Annotated in this window: 22 protein-coding genes; 3 read left to right on the top strand and 19 right to left on the bottom strand. The window is 62.2% G+C overall.

Annotated elements, in window-relative coordinates; translation table 11 throughout:
* Nucleotides 1-233 precede the first annotated feature (233 nt).
* The 19 genes from KJB29_RS03510 to KJB29_RS03420 all read right to left on the bottom strand — a co-directional run bounded on the left by KJB29_RS03510 (nucleotide 234) and on the right by KJB29_RS03420 (nucleotide 18,646).
* Nucleotides 234-1,646: a B12-binding domain-containing radical SAM protein gene (locus KJB29_RS03510; RefSeq protein ID WP_215733411.1), complete on the bottom strand. Its 1,413-nt coding sequence runs from the start codon at nucleotides 1,644-1,646 to the stop codon at nucleotides 234-236.
* A complete protein-coding gene (locus tag KJB29_RS03505) occupies nucleotides 1,643-2,947 on the bottom strand; it encodes a B12-binding domain-containing radical SAM protein (protein WP_215733410.1) in 1,305 nt (434 codons plus the stop codon). The genes KJB29_RS03510 and KJB29_RS03505 overlap by 4 nt, the downstream gene beginning before the upstream one ends.
* On the bottom strand, nucleotides 2,944-5,487 hold the full coding sequence (locus tag KJB29_RS03500) for an MMPL family transporter (protein ID WP_215733409.1): 2,544 nt from the start codon (nucleotides 5,485-5,487) through the stop codon (nucleotides 2,944-2,946). The genes KJB29_RS03505 and KJB29_RS03500 overlap by 4 nt, the downstream gene beginning before the upstream one ends.
* Nucleotides 5,488-5,518: 31 nt before the next feature.
* Complete coding sequence (locus KJB29_RS03495; RefSeq protein ID WP_215733408.1) at nucleotides 5,519-6,139, bottom strand: LolA family protein; 621 nt, start codon at nucleotides 6,137-6,139, stop codon at nucleotides 5,519-5,521.
* Nucleotides 6,140-6,553 carry a 3-hydroxyacyl-ACP dehydratase FabZ family protein gene (locus tag KJB29_RS03490; RefSeq protein ID WP_246560327.1) on the bottom strand — a complete coding sequence of 138 codons (414 nt, stop codon included), beginning with the start codon at nucleotides 6,551-6,553 and terminating at the stop codon, nucleotides 6,140-6,142.
* Nucleotides 6,519-7,559 carry a beta-ketoacyl synthase N-terminal-like domain-containing protein gene (locus KJB29_RS03485; RefSeq protein ID WP_215733407.1) on the bottom strand — a complete coding sequence of 347 codons (1,041 nt, stop codon included), beginning with the start codon at nucleotides 7,557-7,559 and terminating at the stop codon, nucleotides 6,519-6,521. Before KJB29_RS03485 ends, KJB29_RS03490 begins: the two co-directional genes overlap by 35 nt.
* Nucleotides 7,556-8,761: a beta-ketoacyl-[acyl-carrier-protein] synthase family protein gene (locus KJB29_RS19660; protein ID WP_215733406.1), complete on the bottom strand. Its 1,206-nt coding sequence runs from the start codon at nucleotides 8,759-8,761 to the stop codon at nucleotides 7,556-7,558. The genes KJB29_RS03485 and KJB29_RS19660 overlap by 4 nt, the downstream gene beginning before the upstream one ends.
* Nucleotides 8,758-9,495 (bottom strand): 3-oxoacyl-ACP reductase FabG, encoded by a 738-nt coding sequence (gene fabG / locus KJB29_RS03475; RefSeq protein ID WP_215733405.1) that lies wholly within the window; start codon nucleotides 9,493-9,495, stop codon nucleotides 8,758-8,760. The genes KJB29_RS19660 and fabG overlap by 4 nt, the downstream gene beginning before the upstream one ends.
* A gap of 83 nt (nucleotides 9,496-9,578) precedes the next feature.
* Nucleotides 9,579-10,982, bottom strand: a complete 1,404-nt coding sequence (locus tag KJB29_RS03470) for a lipid biosynthesis B12-binding/radical SAM protein (protein ID WP_215733404.1) — start codon at nucleotides 10,980-10,982, stop codon at nucleotides 9,579-9,581.
* Entirely contained in the window at nucleotides 10,979-11,401 is a 423-nt protein-coding gene (locus KJB29_RS03465) for an acyl-CoA thioesterase (protein WP_215733403.1), read from the bottom strand. Before KJB29_RS03465 ends, KJB29_RS03470 begins: the two co-directional genes overlap by 4 nt.
* Nucleotides 11,402-11,406: 5 nt before the next feature.
* Nucleotides 11,407-12,249, bottom strand: coding sequence for an ACP S-malonyltransferase (locus KJB29_RS03460; RefSeq protein WP_215733402.1), 843 nt, complete (start codon nucleotides 12,247-12,249; stop codon nucleotides 11,407-11,409).
* Nucleotides 12,246-13,532 (bottom strand): B12-binding domain-containing radical SAM protein, encoded by a 1,287-nt coding sequence (locus tag KJB29_RS03455; protein WP_215733401.1) that lies wholly within the window; start codon nucleotides 13,530-13,532, stop codon nucleotides 12,246-12,248. Before KJB29_RS03455 ends, KJB29_RS03460 begins: the two co-directional genes overlap by 4 nt.
* Nucleotides 13,529-13,786 (bottom strand): phosphopantetheine-binding protein, encoded by a 258-nt coding sequence (locus KJB29_RS03450; RefSeq protein ID WP_004514165.1) that lies wholly within the window; start codon nucleotides 13,784-13,786, stop codon nucleotides 13,529-13,531. The genes KJB29_RS03455 and KJB29_RS03450 overlap by 4 nt, the downstream gene beginning before the upstream one ends.
* 3 nt (nucleotides 13,787-13,789) lie before the next feature.
* Nucleotides 13,790-14,683, bottom strand: a complete 894-nt coding sequence (locus KJB29_RS03445) for an LpxL/LpxP family acyltransferase (protein ID WP_215733400.1) — start codon at nucleotides 14,681-14,683, stop codon at nucleotides 13,790-13,792.
* Complete coding sequence (locus KJB29_RS03440) at nucleotides 14,680-16,062, bottom strand: radical SAM/SPASM domain-containing protein (RefSeq protein ID WP_215733399.1); 1,383 nt, start codon at nucleotides 16,060-16,062, stop codon at nucleotides 14,680-14,682. Before KJB29_RS03440 ends, KJB29_RS03445 begins: the two co-directional genes overlap by 4 nt.
* 12 nt (nucleotides 16,063-16,074) lie before the next feature.
* Nucleotides 16,075-16,737 carry a glycosyltransferase family 2 protein gene (locus KJB29_RS03435; protein ID WP_215733398.1) on the bottom strand — a complete coding sequence of 221 codons (663 nt, stop codon included), beginning with the start codon at nucleotides 16,735-16,737 and terminating at the stop codon, nucleotides 16,075-16,077.
* Entirely contained in the window at nucleotides 16,722-17,543 is an 822-nt protein-coding gene (locus tag KJB29_RS03430) for a polysaccharide deacetylase family protein (protein ID WP_215733397.1), read from the bottom strand. Before KJB29_RS03430 ends, KJB29_RS03435 begins: the two co-directional genes overlap by 16 nt.
* Nucleotides 17,544-17,595: 52 nt before the next feature.
* The gene (locus KJB29_RS19220) at nucleotides 17,596-17,790 is read right to left on the bottom strand and encodes a hypothetical protein (protein WP_246560309.1); all 195 of its coding nucleotides are present in this window, start codon (nucleotides 17,788-17,790) and stop codon (nucleotides 17,596-17,598) included.
* Nucleotides 17,762-18,646, bottom strand: coding sequence for a LysR family transcriptional regulator (locus KJB29_RS03420; protein WP_215733707.1), 885 nt, complete (start codon nucleotides 18,644-18,646; stop codon nucleotides 17,762-17,764). The genes KJB29_RS19220 and KJB29_RS03420 overlap by 29 nt, the downstream gene beginning before the upstream one ends.
* A gap of 177 nt (nucleotides 18,647-18,823) precedes the next feature.
* Between KJB29_RS03420 and KJB29_RS03415 the strand changes: the two genes are divergently transcribed.
* From KJB29_RS03415 to KJB29_RS03405, 3 genes are all read left to right on the top strand, one after another.
* Nucleotides 18,824-20,056, top strand: coding sequence for a multidrug effflux MFS transporter (locus tag KJB29_RS03415; protein WP_215733396.1), 1,233 nt, complete (start codon nucleotides 18,824-18,826; stop codon nucleotides 20,054-20,056).
* A 103-nt stretch (nucleotides 20,057-20,159) separates the two neighbouring features.
* Nucleotides 20,160-20,885 carry a M23 family metallopeptidase gene (locus tag KJB29_RS03410; protein WP_215733395.1) on the top strand — a complete coding sequence of 242 codons (726 nt, stop codon included), beginning with the start codon at nucleotides 20,160-20,162 and terminating at the stop codon, nucleotides 20,883-20,885.
* Between the two features lie 70 nt (nucleotides 20,886-20,955).
* Nucleotides 20,956-21,255 (top strand): hypothetical protein, encoded by a 300-nt coding sequence (locus KJB29_RS03405; protein WP_004511384.1) that lies wholly within the window; start codon nucleotides 20,956-20,958, stop codon nucleotides 21,253-21,255.
* The last annotated feature ends 160 nt before the right edge of the window (nucleotides 21,256-21,415 follow it).

Raw genomic sequence — 21,415 nt, 5'->3', positions numbered from 1 at the left:
AATAATCCCTCCAATTGGAATATTAGCGCAATAAGCGCTTTGTCAGTGACTGTTCACATCAGAATAGTGACGAATTAGTATCACGCAATTAAACTGAGGTCAACTTGCGAAATCCCCGAAAGAGGCGACAACAGTCGGCAAAGTTCCATCCTTCTGCTTAATACAGTCAATATCCGAATCTCATTTCAACAAATCTATTCGAACCCTACAGTGTTCGTCTCACTCCTCTACGATTACCCTTTCCCCCGCGTCGCCTCATATTCCCTCAAATAGGCTGACGGCTTCATCATCCGCTGGGTGCGCCAGAGCACCCGGGCAATGTACGGAATCTGGCTCGGTCGGACCTGACGCATCCAGTCGACGATACTCTTCTCGCCGGAGGTATTGAGGATCGAGCGGCGCCAGGTTTCGGCGTAAAGCTCGAAGAACCGCTTCGCCCCGATGCGCGGCTCCCAGAGGAGATGGTGCATGTCGAAGTTGGACCATGGCTGGTCGGGGATCCGCGGTTTCATCTCGCGGTAGTGGTCGGTCCCCGGCAGAGGGGTGTGGATGGTGAAGCCGGCCCGCTGCAGGTCGTACTGGGCCACGAAGTCCCAGAGTTCGCGGAATTCCTCCTCGCCCCAGTCGTGGCCCACGAGGAAGTTGCCGTTGATGCCGTACTTGAGTTCCCGGGCGATCCTGACCCCTTCGATGCTCTCCGCAAGCCCCGCGTCCTTGTCGAGACCGGAGAGCCCCTTGTCGCTGGCTGCCTCAAGGCCCAGAAAGATGTCGAAGTCCTTGGCCAAGGGGCGCCAGGCCGCCATGATGTCGGCGCTCCGGCAGATGAGATCGGTGCGGGTCTGGACAAGGATCCACCTCTTGTAAACGCCCCGCTTCTTCAAGGCCTCGGCCAGTTCAATGCTCCGCTCCCGGTTGTACCAGAAGAGGTCATCGGCCACGAAGATGGCATCGCCGGCGGTGGCAAAATCCTCCACCACCGTGGCGATGCCCCGCTCGCGCACCGACCGGCCATAGAGCTGCCAGACGGAGCAGAAGGAGCAGCGGTGGGGGCACCCCCGGGCGGTCTCGATGAGCCAGACCGGCTTAAAGAGGAGGCAGTGGTAGTTGTTGCGGTGCCGGTCGACAAGGTGCCGCGCCGGGAGCGGGACCAGGTCGAGGCAGGTCTGCTCGGATAGAGGGGGAGTTTCCACCCAGCCGTCCTCTGTCCTGAACAGCAGGGCCGGGATGTCGGTCATGGGCCTTCCCGTTTCCAAGGTCTCCGCGAGGGCGGTGATGATCTCCTCGCCGTCGTCCAGGCAGATGGCATCGATGGCATCGTCTTTGAGCGGATCGGGGAACGCTGCCGCGGCATGGCCGCCGACGAGGATGAAGGCGTCCGGCGAAACCCGCCGCACCTCACGGGCCGTGGCAAGGATCCGGTCGTATTCCAGGGCGTGGAGACAGGTGATCCCCACCAGCCGCGGCCGGCTGCGGCGGACCCAGGTGGCGGCGCCGGGGCGGAAACGGAGGTCGGCGATGGTGACGGCATGCCCCCTACTCAGCAGGGCGGCGCCCAGGTATTCGAGCCCCAGCGGCTCGACCCGGAAGAAGGGCCCGAGGCCAAAGGCATCACTCCCCGGATGGGGGCGGAGAAGCAGGATATTCATGGTTCAGCAACCTCGGGTATATGGACGATTCGGTCCGGCCGTTCGATCCCTCCGCGTCGGAGGAAATTGTAGGCCAGGTTGACCAGCTTCCCCTTCCCTTTCATCACCCGCGAGGCGATGGCGGGGAGGCGGTAGGCCTCCCACCGGGCCTCCTGCCAGCCGCGGTAGAGCCGCTCCGGGGTCATCTGCTTGGGCCGGAAGACCACCTGGCCATGGTCGTAGCGGCTCCAGTCCTTGTGGAGCAACCGCCCCTCCCGGTCGAACTGCCGGAAGAGGGAGGTCCCGGGATAGGGGGTCAGGACGTTGAAGGTGGGGATGCTGGGGCCGCACTCCTCCAGGAAACGGACCGTCCTCTCGAAGATCCCCTCGTCGTGGTCGTCAAACCCGAAGATCATGGATGCCTCCAGCACAATACCGGCATCCCGGACCCGCTTGACCAGGTCGATAAGTGACGAGCCGTTTCCGGTCTTGGCGTGATTCGCATGGGGACCGGTCACCGACTCGATGCCGACGAAGATCCCTATACAGCCGGAACGGGCCACCAGCCGGACCAGCTCCGGATCTTCGGCAAAGCGGAGGTTCGCCTGCCCTCCCCAACGGAGATTCATCCCCGCCATCCCTTCGAGAATCGGCCTGGCCCGGACCGGATCCCCCAGAATGTTGTCGTCCACGAACACCATCAGCTTCCCCTCGAAGGAGCGGAGTTCGGCCAGGACGTCGTCGGGGTTCCGGTAGCGAAAGGTGCGGCCGAAGTAGGGAGTGACGGTGCAGAAAGGGCAGTCATAGGGACATCCCCGGCTCGCCTGTACCGTCTGGGTGGTCAGGTACTGCCGGCCGGCCAGGATGTCGCGCCGGGACCATGGGATCACGAGGCGATCGTCGGTGGGGATCGGTGCCCGGTAGAGGGGGGCCAGGCGTCCCGCCAGAAAATCGTCCAGAAGCTGCGCCCAGACCGGTTCGGCTTCCCCCACGAGAACCGCATCGGCATGGGCCTGGGCCTCCTCCGGAAGCACGGTGGGATGGATTCCCCCCAGCACCACCGGCACCCTTTCAGACCGAAACCGGTCAGCGATCTCGTAGGCCCGGACCGCCTGGTGGGTCATGGCCGTAATCCCCACCAGGTCGAACTTTTCGCCGAAAGGGACATCCTCATGGACCTCGTCGGCCATGACCACGTCCCACTCAGGCGGCGTCACCGCGGCCACCTGCTTCAGGGAGAGGGAGGGAAGCTGGAACCGCCGCACCCACCCGAGCTTGTGGGTGGCGGGATAGACCAAGAGGAGGCGGGGACGAGACTTCATGGACGCATCTCCGTGCCGGGGGCCTGAGACCGCCGCCTTCCCGTTCCCAAGAAAACGGGGAGAGACGCGAGAGCAAAGATCATGGTCGCCCCGATACCGTAGTTGGTGGCCCAGCCGATGGAGGCGAGGGCTCCGTAATCGGCAAAGGCCAGGGAGCCGAAGCCGGCGATGGTGGTGAGGGCCGACAGGAGCACCGCCCGGCCGGCCTGCACGAACTCCCGCTCCGGCTCGTCCTTCCCTTCCACGCGGTGCGCTATGTGCATTCCGTAGTCGTTCCCCATGCCTAGGATCGTCACCAGTACCATGGCGTTCATGAAATTGATTCCCATGCCGGTGACGGCCATGATGCCGAGCATGGCGGCAATGCCTGCGAAAACCGGGTAGAGAGAGGCAAATAATCCCAGCGCCGATGAGAAATGGGAGAGGAGGAGAAAGATGACCAGTGCCCCGCCAATGACAAATCCCCAGAGAAAACTCTGCTTCACGTCGGCAGCCAGCTGACGACTCACCAGATCGACGCTGGTGGCACGAGCCGACGGGTCGATGGCCGACAGTTCTTTCAGGAAGGCATCCTGGGGAAATTCAGCCCCTTTGTAGAAAAGGTGGACCAGCAGGTGGTAACCGGCCGCATCTCTGACCAGGTGCCGGTCCACGGCCCCCTTGAGCGGCGATGCGGCAAGACGGGTAATGGCTTCTGTTGACGATGAGGAGCCATTTCCTCGAAGGGAGGCAAGGCCGGCGATGGTCCCTTCAAACGGTTCCACCGCAAACCCGTGCCGTTCCAGTGCATCCTTGAGCGCCCTACCCGGGTCCCTCCCCGCAAGGCCCTGGTCGATCTGACGTAAAACCTCAGCCCGCGCCGTGTCGTCGTTAACCAGCTGACCCAGGCTGGAGAAAGCCGCTAGCTCTCCCCGTTGACGGTAACGCTCCACAAGGAGATCAACCCGCGCCCCCCGTGCCAGCACATCGCCGAGATTCTTCCCCTCCACCGCCACCAGCATCTGTTTCGGACTCAGGCTCAGGTGCCGCTCGATCTTCTCCTGGGTGAGGAACGCCTCGGAATGACGCGGCTGGAGGTTCTTCAGCTCCCCCTCGAAGGTGGTGAAGCAGGCCATGATGCAGAAAGCCACCACGGCGAGAAGCGACACCACCTTCACCAGCCGGACCCGGCGACGGCTACCCCGCCAGAGTGCGGCCAGGCCGAAGCCGGGAAGCGGCCGGTAGACGAAACGGGGCGACAGGCGCTCCATGAAGAGAAGCAGAGGCGGCAGGAGGAACAAGGTCGTATAGAGGGAAAAGAGCACCCCGAGTCCCACCAGGATGCCCAACTCAGAGAGTGCCCGCACATCGGTGATGGCCAGGGTGAGAAACGGCATGGCAGTAGTTGTGGCGGCGGTGAAGATGCCGTGTCCCGTGTCGGTGACGGCAAGCTGCAGAGCCTCATCCGGTGCCTGTCCCGCGCACCGTTCCATGTGGTAACGGTCATAGAGATGGACCGAATAGTCGGTGCCGAGGCCGATAATGAGCGCCATGAACGCGAAGGAGATGATATGGATCGACGGAAGGAAGGCGCCGGCCAACCCCAAGGCCAACACCACGCCCCCCCCGATGATGACTGGCAGAAGGAGCGTCGGCAGGACCCGCCGATAGGTGGCGAAGAAGAGCAGCAGGACCACCGCCAGGGACGAGAGGATGCAGGAGAGGATGTCCCCCTTCATGGCCGCCTCGTCGATGACCGCCGACAGGTGGGCCCCGGCGCAGGATATCCGGACCCGCGCCCCTTCCCTGGCCTGGTTGATCCCCTTGGCCAGCTTCCGGGCAAAGACCATGTCCTGCACCGGACGGGCAGGCTCGGCAATGATGATCAGCACCCTGCCGTCCCGGGAGAGGAAATAGGGGGAATTCGGGTCCAGATCGAGAGCCTGGCTTCCCCGTTTCAGCCGAGGAGTTACGAGATCCCGCAGGGCCAGGGGGTCGGCCACGACCAGGTCCCGCAGACCGGCTCCGGCCTGGCTGGCCAGCTCCGTTCCCGTCCGGAGGAGGGCCTCGTCCATGGCCTTCGGCGCCAGGCGCCCCAGGTAAGCCGGCACATCCGCGGGGTCGATGAAAGAACCGGGGTCCTGCACGGCATACCCGATGAAGTCCGCAAACGCCTTGGCTTCCGACTGGTCGTAGATGCGGTAGGTGACCCGGCGGAAGGCCGGCGTTCCGTCGATCCGAAGCTCCTTCAGCCGGCCGGCGAACGCCTCGGCCTCCGGAATGAGGCGCTCCTTCTCCCCTTCGAGCAGGAAATAGGCCTCGTTGGCACTGCCGGTCCACTGGAGGGAATCGAGGAAGAGGCGGAGTGCCCCCTGGCGCGCCGGAAAGAGTTTGAAGACATCGGCCTCGAAACGGGTGGTAAGAATCGAGACGACTGAAAGGACGACAAAAAATGCGAACGCGGCAAAAACCATCACGGGCCGCGTGCTGGTTACCCTGAAAATCCAGGCCAGGTGACGTTTGATGACGGACTGGGTCGCGCCGGTTACTCTGTTCAGCATGGGTGGGGAGACTCCTGGAAGGAAGGGGGGGTTAATTTATACGAAAATCTTTATCCGACAGCCCGGAGTTTTTGCGCACCCGGCTGAAGGTGATGCGGGTCTGGTCGCCGTTCTTTTCGCTGATGACCAGCTTCCTGATGGTTCCGTCAGTCAGCAGCGTCACGGCAAACTCACGCACCTGCCCGCCGCTACGGGGGATCACGGTGATGGTAAGGGTGTCACCCTGCTGATCGGCCCTGACATCGACTCCATCCGGCAGGCTGGTCACCGGCCGCGCCAGGAACGTGAACCAATGCTGCAGGCTCTGTTCGGGAGGAAGCGCCATCTGGCTGGTGCTCTTCTCCCGGGGGAAATAAAGGGTGATCTGTGTGTCGTTCAGGAGGAGCCTGCTTGCCCGGGGCGGGTTGAGCTCCATGAAGAAGAGGGACGGTTTCCGGAAACGGACCGTACCGGTGCTGACCATTTTGCGTTTAAGGAGGGAAATCTGCTTCTCCTGCACGATGTCGGCGGAGAAGTCACTGATGCCGGCAAAACTCCGGCGAAGCGTCTCAAGCCCTTCCACCGGGGCGATCTGCCGGGCCGCGGCACTCCCCCCCCATGCCAGAACGAGGAGCAGAGTCAGCGTCATTACCGTGGATATCACTTTTCGCATCTAAATCCTCCCCATGCCGAGGGTAAAGCCGGCCGTGGCCAGCACCCGCCCCTCAGCGGAAACCTCCCCTTCCAGCAGGTGGAGGCGACCGAAGGACTTGACCACCCTGACCGTCACCTCCAGCAGATCGCCGGCTGAGGCGGAACCGATGAACGTGGCCCGATCGATAGCCGCCAGGAATCCCCCCTCCCCCTCCTCATGTCCGGCGGCGATTCCCCCCAACTGGGCCAACGCCTCGATGAGGAGCACGTCCGGGAAGTGCCTCGTGCCGCCGGTCACGGAGATGACGGCCGTGGCCGTCTCGCCCCGTTGGAGCGCCACGATGCGGTCGAGAAGGAGAAAAGGACGGCGGTGGGGGAGATATGCTTCGGGGTTGGGATTAAACAGGAGCGCCTCCGCTGATCTCGATGGCAACGAAAGGGCCTTCCGGCGAAGCAGCCAGATGCAGGCCCTGTTCCCCCTCCCGGAGCGTAAGGAGCAGGGCCGCAAGGGCAAGCCCACCCATAGCTAGCGACCGGCCTGTCAGGCTATGCAGTTGGAGCTGAGGCGTACCGGGTAACCGTTCCATCAACCGAGGTGAAAGGTCAGCGGTGCCGGAGACGGAAAGGCGGTACTCGGAGAGGTTCTCGGGAAGAAGTCGGGCAACCCCCTCGTCCTCGGCACCGGGAAGGATGAGCCCCACCGACCGGATACCGGCGATCTTCCCCCGTACCGGCGCCCTGCGTCGCTCGGCATGGTCCCGACGTTCGAGAACCAGCAGGCCACACCCTTCGCCGAATCCCCCTGCGTAGCTCCCAAGCTGCTTCATCGCGTCGAATCCCCTGATCATCATGGCATTCAACTCGTCGACACCACCGGCAATGATCACGTCCGCCCGCCCCTCTTCCAGGAAACGGCACCCCATCGTCAGGGCTGTCTCCGCCGAACAGAAACGCTGGACAAAAGTGACATTGGGCCCCTGGATGCCATGCTCGATGGAGGCATTACTGGCAGCGGCATTCGCCACCGTGTTGGGAAAGAGCATCGGTGAAAGGCCATCTACCCCGCCGGTGAAGTAGCCGCTGAGGAACTCGACCGAGTTGGCGATGCCGCCGAACCCGCACCCCAAAACGATGCCGACTCGCGTCGGGTCAACTCCCTTCAGGTCGAGGCCGGCGTCCCGCAGCGCCATGCCGGCAGCAGCCACGGCCATCAGGCTGCAGCGGTCAAACTTCCGAGCCTTGAGGGGGGGCATGAAGTCGGCGGCGCGAAACCCGTCCGCGGGCCCCCACAGGTGCCCTTCACCGGCAAGGTCTTCCGGAACGGGACGGAGTCGGCTCTGTCCGTCGCTGACCGCAGCGGCAAGGGCTTCGAGGCCAACCCCGGCCGCAGAGATGGCAGCGAGGCCGGTGACGACTATGTCATGGGTCACAGGTTTCATCGGGATAACACCAAGGTGGTGATGTTGCCGCCAAAGGCAAACGAGTTGGAGAGCGCGACGGTTGCCCCGCTGGCGCGTGGGCCGTCGTGGCAGTAATCCAGGTCGCATTCGGGGTCGCGTCCCCGGAAGTGCAACGTCTGAGGGATGATCCCCTCGTTCAGGGCGATGACAGTCGCCACCCCTTCGACTGCCCCGGCGGCACCCAGGCAGTGACCGGTAAGCGCTTTGGTGGAGACGAGCGGGACGTTGGCGACCCCCTCGCCGAAGACGAGCTTCATCGCCTTCGATTCGACCGCATCGTTCAACGGCGTTCCGGTGCCGTGGGCATTGACCCACCCCACCGCGCCGGCATCGATCCCTGCGACCCGCATGGCCTCGGTCATCACCCGGGCCGCCGCCGTTCCCGACGGCTCCGGAGCGGTCATATGGTAGGCTTCCCCGGCTGCCGCGTACCCTCGCACGTGGCCATAGACCGTTGCGCCGCGCTGCCGGGCGGCATCCGCATCCTCCAGTACCATGAAGGCCGCGCCTTCACCGAGGGAAATCCCCTGGCGACCCAGGCTGAAGGGGGAGCAGGGCTCGGGATCCACGACCCGCAGGGAGTTGAAGCCCGCAAAGGTGAGGAGGGAGAGAGTGTCCGTCCCCCCGCAGACCACGGCCTTGAGGCGACCGGAGGATACCAGGTCGGCCCCCCAGCCGATGGCGGTGGCCGACGAGGAGCAGGCGGTGGTTATGGTCCCCTGGTAGCCGGCAATCCTGAAGGTTTCGGCAATAACGGTGGAGGTCCTGTCGGGGAGGAGCCCACGGAGCAGGCCCGGATGCCCCTTGAGTCCGGCAACGCGCTCCCTGAGCCACTGCTCCGACTGGAACATCCCGGCTGCACCTCCTCCCACCACGACCCCCATGTCATAGGGGGAGCAGTGCTCGCCGATGCCGCTGGACCGGAGGGCCTCACCGGCGGCGATCACACCGAACTGATCCGCCCGGGAGAGCCGGGAGGCGGCGTTCCGGTCGAAGTAATCGAGGGGATCGTACCCCTTCACCTGAACGCCGATTTTGGAGGGGAAATCCGATACGTCGAAGAGGTCCAGGGGGGCGACCCCGCTCTTCCCGTTCATAAGGGCATCGGTGAAGGAAGGGATATCCTTCCCTGCGCCACAGAAGATGCCGAGTCCGGTTATGGCGACAACGCCGGCGCTCACAGGATCCCTCCGTCAACCACCAGGCTCTGGCCAGTGATATAGGTGGCCCGATCCGATGCCAGAAATGCCACCGCATCGGCAACCTCGGCGGCAGTGCCGAGGCGCCCAAGGGCCGCACCGGCGACGATCCTGTCGACCATGTCACGTTTCATTCCGGCAATCATTTCCGTCTCGATCAAGCCGGGGACGACGGCATTCACCCGTATTCCCATGGGACCGGTCTCCCGGGCGAGGGCCTTGGTGAAGCTGATGATCCCTCCCTTGCTGGCGGCGTAGTTGGTCTGGCCAGCGGTGCCGGCAATACCCGAGATGGAGGAGACGTTCACGATGGCGCCGCGGCGGTTGGCCATCATCTTCCGTATCCCCCACTTGCAGCAATGGAAAAGGGGGTAGAGGTTGCCGCGAATGACGGCGTCCCAGTCGTCGTCCGCCATCATCGCCAGGTAACCGTCGCGGATAATGCCGGCATTATTGATCAGTATGTCGATCGTTCCCGAGGCGGCAGCCGTTTCGATGAGCCCCTGGGCACCTTCCTGGGTACTGACGTCGGCCTGCAGGGTCACTATCTCGCCGGAGAGGCCGGCCGCTTCAGCCGCGACTTCCCGGGCCGCGTTCTCGTTCCGGAGATAGGCCGCGAACACCTTGGCCCCTTCCCGGGCGAAACGGAGGGCAATGGCCCGACCGATACCCCGGGTACCGCCGGTCACGACAACGGTATTACCTGCGAATTCCATGCTGGCTCCATGCATAAAGACATTGTTAAAGGATGTATTTTACTGGTCACAGGCTGAAAAGTCCAGAATGAAGGGGTACAGCATCAGGAGGGCGAGTGGCTCCAAGGGGAAGGGACAGATCCCCTGCGGCGGCCAAGAAGCTTGAGCATTTTCCAGAGGGGACCGGAACCGGCAAAGTGCCGGAGCGCCTCCAGCATCGCATCGTTGGCGGTGATTTCCAACCCCGGGACGACCCAGTTGGTCCGTTTGAGCGCCTCCTCCCGCACCAGTTCGCAGAGGGTGCCGGCAATGGCCGGGGCGATATAGAACGTGGGCGCCAAGAGATCTGTTCCCGGCGTGATGAGACCATCAGCCAGCGCCTGCCGGCAAATCTCCGTCCCCGGAAAAATCCTGATGCCGGTCATGGCTATCACCGCTGTCGGGGCCACTTCGTCCATGAGGGCGAAACTCTCGGCAATGGTTGCCGGCGTCTCCCCAGGCCCGCCGAACAGGATGTAGTGGGCGAAATCGACGCCGGCCTCCCGGCAGAGTTGGGACGCCTCCCGAACCTTCTCGATGCCGAAGGACTTGCGCAGGTTCCCGAGCATGGCCGGAGAGCCGGAATCGGTGCCGAATTCGAGGGCGTCGCACCCGGCAGCCAGCATGGCGTCCAGAAGCTGCGGCGGGAGGAAATCGGGATTGATGAAGGCCGACCAGGCCACCGGCAGCCGGGCAGCCGACATGGCGCGGCAGAGCTCCAGGGCGAACTCCTGTGGATAGTTGAAGATGTCGTCGACGAAATAGAGGTAGCTGACCCCGTGGACGTCCACCAGATCCCCGATCTCGGCGATGATGTCGGCAACCGGGCGGAGCCGCATCCGCTCCCCCTCCAGGAGGGGATAGGTGCAGTAGATGCACGAGAAGGGGCATCCGCGCTTAGTCTGGATGTTGGCCATCCCCCCCTCCCGGTGGTATCGCTCCACCTGGAACAACCCGCGCAACGGTGTGCCGATGGCCTGCACCGGGTGGGGAGGGAGAAAACCAGCGTTCTCCCGTGAAACGACGCCGGGAAGCCCGTCACCCCCTTCACCTGCTGTGATGCGCGCCAGGAGACGGGGAAGGACATCCTCTCCCTCACCGACCACCCCGTAATCGGCTCCCAGATAAGCAAGAACCTCCCGCGGCATCAGGGAGAAGCCGGAGCCGCCAACGATGACCGCCGCCCTCTCCCGGCAGATGGCCACCACATCCCGGACCCCGGAGAGGTACGAACGGGAGCCCGGATAGGTGACGTTGTCGATATTGCGCAGCGACAGCACCACCACGTCAGGGCTGAACTCCGCCAGGGCTTGACGGGTGGCCTCTTCCGGATCGGCGGCGAAACAGAGGTCGAGGACCGACAGCCGGTGGCCGGCGGCCCGGAGCGGCCCGGCCAGGCAGGCGAGCCCCAGGGGGAATACCGGGTACGGGGTATGTTCCCGGTTGGCGGAAACCAGCAGGACGTTCATGGCCCCTCCTGCCAGGCGAGCATCCGTTCAACCCGCTCGCCGATGACCTGCGGGAGTTGGTACTGAAGCACCCCGTCCAGGCCGGTGAGGACATGGACGGTCTTTCCCCGGGCGCGAGCCTTGCCGTCACTGCCGATGATGGTGCAGCGGAATTCCAGGGTCGCCGCCTCACCCCGCGCCAGGGAAGTCCTGACGGTGAGCATTTCGCCGAGAAGGGCCGGCTGCAGATACATGAGCTCCAGATTCACCACCGGCCCAAGAAAGCCGGCGGCGGCAAGGCTCTCCACGTCGAGGCCGAACTGCTCAGCCAGCGCGCTGCGCCCCACCTCCATCCAGGCAACATAGTGTCCATGCCAGGCGACCCGGTAGGCGTCAATCTCGTTGAAGCGCACCTTTATCTGAGTCTCATGGTGTCTCACGCCCCTCACCTGCCCCCTTCGCTGGCAATCCAGCGGTTGTACTTTTTCAGGGAATCGCCGACGCCAACCTCCACGAAACGGCTCACACCGGCATCGGAGAGCGCCCGGCAGGTCCGCTCCCAGTAAACGGGGAGCGAGAGTTCCCGCACCAGAAATTCCGGCAGGTCGGCGGCGGCGAGATAATCCTGGTCAATGTGGCTCATGAGCGGAAGCACCGGTTCGCGGAAACGGTAGTCACCGACAACCTCCCGCAGCTCGCCGGCCACCTCCTCCATGAGGGGCGAATGAAGCGGCGCATCGCAGGGGAAGCTTCGAGCCGTAAACGCGCCGCTGTTCAACGCTTCGGCCACGGCATCCTCCACGTTCCGCCGCTCGCCGGAGAGGAGGAAATGGCGCGATGTGTTGTAGTTTGCCAGAAAGACGCCGTTGTTTTCGGCCACGGCCATGAGCGGGGCAGCGGTGAGCCCCGTGACGCAGCCGAGGGCGTAGGACCTCCGTGTCCCCATGGCAGCGATGCAGGCCCCGATGCGGCACGTCAATTCCAGGGCATCCCCGTCGTCAAGGGCTCCGCATGCGGCCATGGCCGGATAGATCCCCATGCTGTGCTCGGCGATAATTGCGGGAACCGTCCCTTCACGACGTAACCGCCGGCAGCGGTAAAGGCTCATCGCTACGCCGTAGACCTGGAGCCGTACATGCTCCGTCAGTCCCTCACCGAGCAAGGCAGAGTTAGCCAGGTCGAGGCCGGTCCGTTCCAGGGTCAGTGCCGTTGCCTGCCGGAAATCGGGGTCGTCGGGAACCGTTGTTTCGAAGGTCAGGGGTTGGCCGGGAAACATGAAACAGATCACGCTACCCTCCCCTTCCGGCGGATAGCGCTGCGAAATCCGAAGTTCATGGGGGCGAATACCTGGACTGAGCGGTGTGCCTTGAAGATTCTCCGGTACATGGATGGTAAGGAGTAAAAGGAGCGGTTAAGCCAGTCATACCCCTGCTGAAGCTCGTCAACGGGCATCCCACGTGGGAGGAAGGTGACGTGCTCCATGTCGTAGTCCTGCCAGTCGCTGGAGATGATCCGCCCTTCCGCCTCAAGCCGCCGTCGGACCTCGGTACCGGGATAGGGGGTAAGAATCGGGAAAATCGCCGCCTCTAGCCGCGCCTCCTCGCAGAAGCGGAGGAGCCCCTCGAAGACGGCGGGAGTGTCGTTGTCGCAGCCGAGGACGAACGAGCCGAGAATGCCGATGCCGTTGTCGCGGAAGGCTTGGGCATCCTCCAGGTAGGAACGGGCCGTGTTGGTCACCTTCCCCATGGCGGCAAGGGCGTCCTGGTTCAGGGACTCAAAGCCGACGAACATCCCGACGCAGCCGGCCTCGCCGGCGGCCCGCAGGAACTCCCGGTCGTGGGCGAAATCGATGGGGGCATGGGAAAGCCACTTGAACCCCATCCCCTTCATGCCGGCAAAGAGGGAGAGGGCGTAGGTGCGGTCGGCCACCAGATTGTCATCCACGAAAAAGGCGAAGGAGTTCCGGCGGCGGAGGAGTTCCAGCTCGGCCAGAACGTTATCCACCGGCCGCTTGCGGTACCTGCGGCCGTAAAAGGCGGTAACGGAGCAGAATTCACAATCAAAGGGACAGCCCCGGGTGGTCTGGAGGGTATTGGTGAAGAGGTACCGCTTCCCCTGGAATAGCTCACGACGGGCCACGGGAATCGCTTCCATGGCGAGTGCGGTTGCGGCCCGGTAGATGCGCTGCAGCTCGCCCCGCTCAAGGTCGGCCAGGAGTTGGGGCCAGACCACCTCACCCTCTCCCACCACCACGGCATCCACGTGCTGGAGCGCCTCTTCCGGCAGGTTGCTGGCGTGGAAGCCCCCCATGACCACCCGCTTCCCCCGGGCGCGGAACGCGGCAGCGATCCGGTAGGCCTGGGGTGCCTGGGGAGTCATGGCGGTAATTGCCACGAGATCGGCGTCGGAATTCAGATCGAGCGGCTCGATATTCTCGTCGCAAAGGGCCACGTCCCACGGCTCAGGGGTGACGGCCGCCAGCGCGGCAAGGGAAAGGGAAGGAAACTTGAAGCCCAGCTCCCCCCAGAGCCTCCCCCGCGGCCATCCGGGAGAGACGAAGAGGAGCTTCATTTACGGTTTTCCGCGACAAAGTCGGCCACGGTACGGACCGACTGAAAGACCTTGGTCCCGGTGGCAGCATCGGGAACAACGACGCCGTACTGCTTCTCCATGGCCACCACCAGTTGGAGGGCATCAATGGAGTCAAGTCCCAACCCCTCGCCAAAGAGCGGCGCATCGGTATCGATCTCGGCGGGAGTCATCCCCTCGATCCGGAGGGCGTCTATGATGAGTTGTTTAACTTCTTCAATCAGTTGGTCTGCCATGCCTTATCCTTTTGTGTGTGATGATTGGTCCCAGTAAGGGAAAAAATTATACCACTGGTCGGGATAGACCCGGATGTATTTTTCGAAGAGCCGAATGAGCCGTTCGACCCCCTCCCGGATCACGATACCGTGGTCCCTGTGCCCGCCCCGGAAATGGATCGGCTCCTCCATGATGGTGGCGTACCTCCCCCCTTCAAGGGGGACGAAGACCGGGATGACCGGCGCCCCGCTGGCCAGGGAGAGATAGGCGGCCCCCAGGGGAATATTGGCGGGGCGGCCAAAAAATTCGACGGACATCGTGTGTGAGGAGCCGTCCCGGTCCCCCAGCAGCGCCACGATCTCGTTGCGGCGCAGGGCGTTGACCGCCTCGATGATGGCCAGCGGCGAGGTATCGTGGCGGTCCACGTAGATGAACCCTATCCCCCGCTCCCCCCGAACCCGCTCCCGCAGTTCATTCACCTTCTCGTCCGGTTCCCGGAAGGTGAGGACATTGATCTTGTACCCCAGATCGGCCAGCCCCAGCCCACCGAGCTCCCAGTTCCCGAAGTGGGGCGAGACGAGAATGGCGCCGGTGCCCGCCGCCAGGGCCTCATCCAGAGGGGTGCTGGCGCTGCGCCGGCCGATCAGGGAAAAGAGACGCTCCCCCGTGAGGCGCATCATCAGCATCACGTCGGCCCAATTGCGGGCATACTTGTAGAAGGTGCTGATCAGCAGCCCCTCCACATGGCGGCGGCCGGTCACCACCCGAAGGTTTTCCCGGGTGCCACGCCGCTGGGTGCCCGCAAGGAAGTAGACTATCCCGGCGGTGACAAAGGCAAAGGGGGGGAAAAGCCACCGCGGCACGAGGCGGGTGAACAGGTTGATCAGGAACAGGTTGATACTGTTGTAATAGGTCACCGCTTACGGTTCTTCACTTTCTTTTCGGCGCGGCCGGTATCGACGAATTCCCGCTCCCATGCGGGATCGGCGATCCCGGCATACTCCGTGGCATAGGCATCCACCTGCCCGGCAAGGCCGGTAAATATCTCGGCAGCGCCCTCATGGGTCGGATAGACCCCTTCGGAGTTGAAGAGTTCCCGCCCCACCTCGGGGTGGTCGATCAGCATGCAGGGACGGAGGAGATTCTCATGCTCCCCCTGCTGCTGGCGAATCTTCTGGAAGAGCGGCGACCGGAGCGCTTCCTTGAGAGAGGTACGGCGGATGTTGTCCACGGCAAAGTGACAGAAAACGCACGGCTCGATGTCGCCGTTGGCGTTGATGTGGAAGTATTTCCGTCCGCCGGCGATGCAGCCGCTGATGATGGGGCCGTCGTTCCAGAAATCGATGAAGAGCATCGGCTTGGTGGCGCGGAACTCGGCGACCCGTCTTCGAAGAAGGTCCCGCTGCTCGGGCGTGGCCATCAGCTCCAGGTTCGGATCCCGCCCCACCGGCACGTAGGTGAAGAGCCAGAGGGCGAATACCCCCTTCTCCAGGAGCATGTCGATGAAGCTTCCGTCGGTGATGACCGGGGTGTTCCTGCTGGTCTGGGTGAAGGAGCCGCAGAAGGAGAGCCCCGCGTTCCGCAGGAGATCCATGGCCCCCATGACCTTGCGGAAGTGACCGGGACCGCGCCGCTCGTCGGTTTCCTGCTCATACCCCTCAAGGGAAAAGGCGGGCATGACGTTTCCCACCTCGATCAGCCGCTCAACCATGGCCTCGTCGATGAGCCCGCCGTGGGTGAAGACCAGGAACGCCATGTCGGAATGCTTGCGGAAAATCTCAAAGATATTCGGCATGAAAAACGGCTCACCGCCGGAGATGACCGCGAAGTAGACCCCCATCTCCTTCATCTGGGTCAGGACCGAGTCCACCTCCTCCAGGGAGAGTTCCAGCCCCTTGCCGTAATCGCCGGCATAACAGCCGTAGCAGGAGAGGTTGCATTTCATGGTGGGACTGATGACTACCGTGGAAGGGGGATAGTACCCTTCCCGGTCGGCCCAGGCCTTCCGCTTGTTGGTCCCTATCAGGAGGTGGTTCACCGCCAGGTTGGTGATCCACTTGTCCCGCTGGTTGGGGTGGAGGTCGCGGAGGATCCGGCGGGGAAACTCGATGCTCGGATGGTTTTCCCGGATGAGCTGCCTGATCCACCGGATCCGCTCCCGGTAGTAGTCCTTTTTCGGGATCAGCTCCATCAGGTGGGTCATCCGGGCCAGGGTCTCGTTGGACGAGTTGGTGGCCAGAGACAGGAGGAGCGAAACGATCTTTTCCGTTGAATAGTTTTTAAGGCTTTGCAGCATGGCTAGAGTTCCCTACATATACCGAAGAAATGTCATGCAAATGTTCCACGTGTCACGCACCGGCCGAAAATGGCTGGTGGCCCGGCCGTCCGCCACCCGGGCCGGTACCGGCAGCGAGCCGATGGTGCAGCCGGCCTGCCAGGCCTTCATCAGGATTTCCATCTCCAGATCGTAGCCGTCTTTCCCGAGAGACACCATCCGCAGGAGACGGGCCGAGTAATAGCGAAAGCCCGACTGGCTGTCGTCGATCTGAAAGCCGGTCCGCTTCTTCATGCACCAGGCGCCGAACCGGTTCCAGTGGCGCCGCAGCCCTGCCATCTGGTTGAACTGGGCGAAGCGGGAGGCCACGAGGATATCCCAACCGTCGTTCTTGGCCGTTTCCGCCAGAAGTGTGATGGCCGTAGGGTCGTGCTGTCCATCCGAATCCAGGGTGATCACGCCGGAAAAACCGTATTCCAACGCCCATGCGAAGCCTGTCTTCAGGGCTGCCCCTTTGCCGCGATTTCTCCCGTGGCTGACCAGGTTCACCGGCAGTCCCCTGACGCAGTCTGCCGTGCCGTCCTCGGAGCCGTCATCGACGACCACGAGGGGCAATCCCTGTTCCAGAGTCTCCCGAACAACTGCTTCAATTGTCAAAGCGGCATTGAATGCCGGTATAACTACGCAGATTCCCACTGATCCACCAGATTGCCCAGAGAAGTAAAACGAAACCGCTTCATAAGCGGGACCAGCCGCTGCAATGCGTCAGTCCGTGGGCCATAGGCCACGAACTGTCGAAAGAGCGACAATGGAAGGCGCGGACCACTGGGGTCAATCTCCCGGGGATGAAGATAGAAAACAGCTGATTGCCCCTCTTCATTGAGGCGCTGTACTGACCGCTCGATCATCCGTTGCGGAAAGAATCTGAATCCCCATCCCCCGCCGGTCGGGAGGTTTCCCAGCATCGACGGCGTTACCATCGGGGGAATCTCCCAGAGACTTTTCCCAGCCATCCCGATTTCGTGAGGAACGCGGGAACCAGACCGATCCCCCACAAAAGGGAGCGGGTTGCAGCTGGAATCGTAGCGGAATCCCTCATCATGCAGGATCTCGAATGCCCACGGGGTCACCGTACGCGAAAGAGACCACTGGGGGGCACGAAACCCGATGGGCCGTTTACCCGACTGAATCGAGAGAATATCATTGGTTCGGCGCAGTTCGTCACGGAATGCGACCGGCGACAGCATTGTAATCATCGTATGGGAGAAGCCGTGCGATGCAACCTCATGGCCGGCCGCTGCTATTGCCGGGACCAGCGACGGCAATGCTTCGGCTACCGAACCGAGTACGAAGAAGGTGGCCGTAACGTCCGCCGCCGCGAAACACTCGAGCAGCCTGTCAACATTCCGCAGGACGTGCGATGGGTGAGTTCCGTAACCACAACCTGCAACACCACAAACGTGAAACCATTCCTCCACGTCAATGGTTAGAGCATTATCCATTCTCTGGTTTGTTCCCCTCACCTAAATCATCAAGTTTTCGAAAATATCAATTTTACAGTAGTGAAGTCAAGAGCCGGGGCCTTGGCGCGGTACCCTGATAAGACAGCGTGAAGGAATCGATGCTCCCCTTGTAGCCGCCAGGACGGTAGTAGGTAACCACCCGGGCATCGTGATCACCGACCCGCCGGCGCAGGGAGGCGGTCACGTCGTCCAGATTGCTACAGTGCTGCGCGTGATCCCTTCTCAAGGAGGAAATCGGCAAACGCGCGGTTTGCCCGGGAGAGATATCCATGCTTTTTCCAGGCGATCAGAAGATCGAGGAACAGCGGTGGATCCAGGGATATTGCCGTAAGATCGTCATCTTCAGCAACCACCATCCTCAAAAAGATCGAAATACCCATACCCTTCTGGACCAGCGACTTGACCAGAGTGTAGAGATTTGTTTCAAATCTGATGGTTGGACTGAGGCCTGCCCCCCTCAGAACGTCAAGTATAAGCTCCCTCAAATAGTACCCTTCCCGGTAGAAGATCAACGGATACCTGGCGAACTCGTGCAGCGTCAGGCTCCCCCTTGACGCCAGGGGGTGGTTCCTGGGGACGCAGACGATCACCTCTTCCCGCAGGAACCTTCTCACCTCAAGCGTTTCGGGGAAGCTCGCGCCGGCTACGACCCCCATGTCCAGTTCCCCGTCAATAATCATCTTCTGGATTTTTGAAGCTCCCTCACCCGACACCGTAAGGTGCAAATCGGGGTAGTTGTTGGAGAAGTCACGGATGATCTCCGGGAAGAAATACGCACTCATCATCGGAGGGATTCCCACCCGCACCTCGCCCTTGGCAAGCCCCCGCAGTTCCTCCATTTCCGTCTCCGCCGACTTCACCTCATCCAGTATCTTCTCCGCATGTCGCAGAAAGATCTCCCCTTCGGCGGTCAGGGAAATTCTCCTCTCCTGACGGTTGAAGAGTACGAGGTCAAGTTCCTCTTCCAACTTCTTCATCGCCATGCTCACTGCCGGCTGGGCTACGTGCAACCGTTCCGCAGCCTTGGTGAAGCTGCCGTATCTGACGATCTCGGCAAAAAATTGCAACTGGCGGATATCCACACGAACCCTCTCCATAAAATCTAATTATGACAAACATAAATATTATATATTTTATTTATCTTTTATCCATTGGTATCTTTATCTAATGAATAAAGTTACCAACGCATCGAAACACCCCTTCATACTCACGCCATGATCGTCTAGGAAACTGTTTTGAGCTTGGAGAAAGGATTTATTATGGAAATGACCGCTGCGCCGGCTATCCAACCCGCAGACATGACCCGACGCCAACTGGCACGGCTGGTCCTGATCCTCGGGGCGCTGACCGCCTTCAGTTCCATGTCCATCGACATGTACCTCCCCGCCTTCCCGCAGATCGCCCGGGATCTCGCCGCGCCGCTCGGTACGGTGCAGCTCTCCATCTCCGCCTTCCTCTTCGGTTCGGCCGCCGGGCAGCTGATTTACGGCCCGATGGCCGACCGGTGGGGAAGGCGAACGCCCCTCCTCCTGGGACTGACGCTCTACGTCGCGGCAGCGTTCGGATGTGCCTTCGTCCACACGGGTGAGGGTCTCCTCTTCTGGCGCGTGGTAATGGCGGTCGGAGGGGGAGCCGGCATGGTGATCTCGCGCGCTGTGGTACGCGACCTCTACGATACCGCCGAAGCGGCGAGGATGTTTTCGCTCCTCATGCTGGTCATGGGCGCGGCGCCAATACTGGCTCCTATCGTGGGAGGACAGCTCCTGCTGATCACCGGATGGCGCGGCATTTTCGGCTTTCTGGCAATATTCGGTCTCCTTTCCCTCGCCGCGGCGGCAATGTGCCTTCCCGAATCCCTGCCGGCGGAGCGTCGCAGCCGGCGCGGCGTTGTCGAGATGGGTACCATTTATGCTCACCTTCTCCGCAACCACCGTTATCTCCGCTACGCCATCGCTCTTGGCTGCGTCGCCGGGGTCAATTTCTCCTACATCTCGGGCGCACCGTTCGTCTTCATCGAACTGCACGGCGTCACCCCCCAGCACTTCGGCCTGTTCTTCGGCGCCAACGCCTGCGGACTGATCGGCGCCTCCCAGGTCAACCGCCGCCTTCTTCGCCGCTTCAGCGCCCAACGTATCCTGGGCACCGCAGCCACCGTCAATGCGGTGGGAGCCCTTCTTCTCGCGGTTGCAGGGTTCACGGGGATCGGTGGTTTTCCTGTCCAGGTCGCACTCCTGTTCGTTTGCCTCTGTACGTCCGGGTTCCTCTATCCCAACGTGACCGCCCTCGCCATGGCCCCCTTCGACAAGGCGGCAGGGAGCGCGTCGGCGCTTCTGGGGACGATCCAGTACACCCTCGGGGCAACCGCGGGTGCGCTCGTGGGGATGTTCCACAACGGGACGGCGGTACCGATGACCGCTACCATGGCTCTCTGCGGGGTGCTGGGCTGGTGTGCCATTGTGCGTGACGAGCGGAGCATCCGGTCAGAACGGTAAAGGAGCCGAAAAGTCCGCTGGATTTCTGATTTGGGGCAAATGCATACTGGCAAAGTCCAGTCTTGGCACATTCCATTATCTATATCTGATCGGGAGATGAACGATGAAACAGATTATCCTCCTGGCGGTCGCGGCGTTTCTGGCTTTTCACGGGGTTGCCGCGGCAAGCCCCTGTGACGACTGGAACATCCTTGAGAAGGAAATCCGCGACGGGTCCATCGACCGCGCATCCGCCGAAAGCCGCATCGTCATCCTCCACCGGCTCCTCCTCGATACCTACGGCATCACTGCAACCAATTCAGCAGAGGTCTTCCCGGTGGCGGGCTATGATTTCCGCGCCATCGGAGGGCGGCACGGCAACGACTATCGCCCCGGCGGGTACTCCTTTTACCAGGGGAACCGGCACGGCGGCCACCCGGCCCACGACATCTTCGTGCGGGACCGGAATCAGGATGCCCTCGATGACGTCACCGGTAAGCCGGTCACCATCGTCTCTTTCACCGATGGCATTGTCATCGCCATTAACCCTGCTTGGGATTACCCGAACCCAATCCGGGGCGGCAAGTATGTCTGGATCTTCAACCCCGCCGAGGAACGCTATTACTACTATGCCCACCTTTCGTCCGTGACGGTAATGCCGGGGCAGACCATTACCGCGGGCGAGCCCATCGGTTTTTTGGGGAGGACCGGGAAGAACGCCTACCCGCGCCGGTCTCCCACCCACCTCCATTTCATGGTTCTCTCGTACGCCGATGGGAGGATGCTTCCCCGCAACCCCTACCGGGAACTCGTCGGCGCCGGGCGCAGCATAGTGAAAACTTCCCATTGACAACAGCGTTCTATTGAGTATTGTTACAAACCATAAATTTATATTCCCACATCACCAAGGAGGATTCCCCATGAAGCGTACCGCACTGCTCACCGCCGCCCTGATGCTCTCCTCGTCGCTTGCCTTTGGCGCCACCAAGACTTACCAGGCAACCGGTCCCGTCCTCGAAGTGAAGGACGACATGATCGTTGTCCAGAAGGGGAAAGAGAAGTGGGAAATCGCCAAGGACAAGGACACCAAGGTGACCGGCGACCTGAAGGTCGGCTCCAAGGTCACGGTCCAGTACACCATGAAGGCCGCCAGCATCGAGGCAAAGGGCGAGAAAAAAGCAGAGAAGAAGGCAGAAAAGAAGGTTGAAAAGAAAAAGTAGTGACTCACCTCCTCAGCACCATGAAGGCCAGCCCGCAAGGACTGGCCTTTTTTTGCGCCGCTACGCCGCCGGAAGGAGGACAGCAGTCGATTGACGGGAATCGTTCCGGTGATTTAATTGAATGGCGGGCACCACCCGTGATTCTCGACCTCCACAACCA

It is taken from the genome of Geobacter grbiciae, assembly GCF_018531165.1.
Taxonomy (GTDB): Bacteria; Desulfobacterota; Desulfuromonadia; order Geobacterales; family Geobacteraceae; genus Geobacter; species Geobacter metallireducens.
The sequence above is the reverse complement of the archived record's forward strand: the minus strand, read 5'-3'. Positions and strand labels throughout refer to the sequence as shown.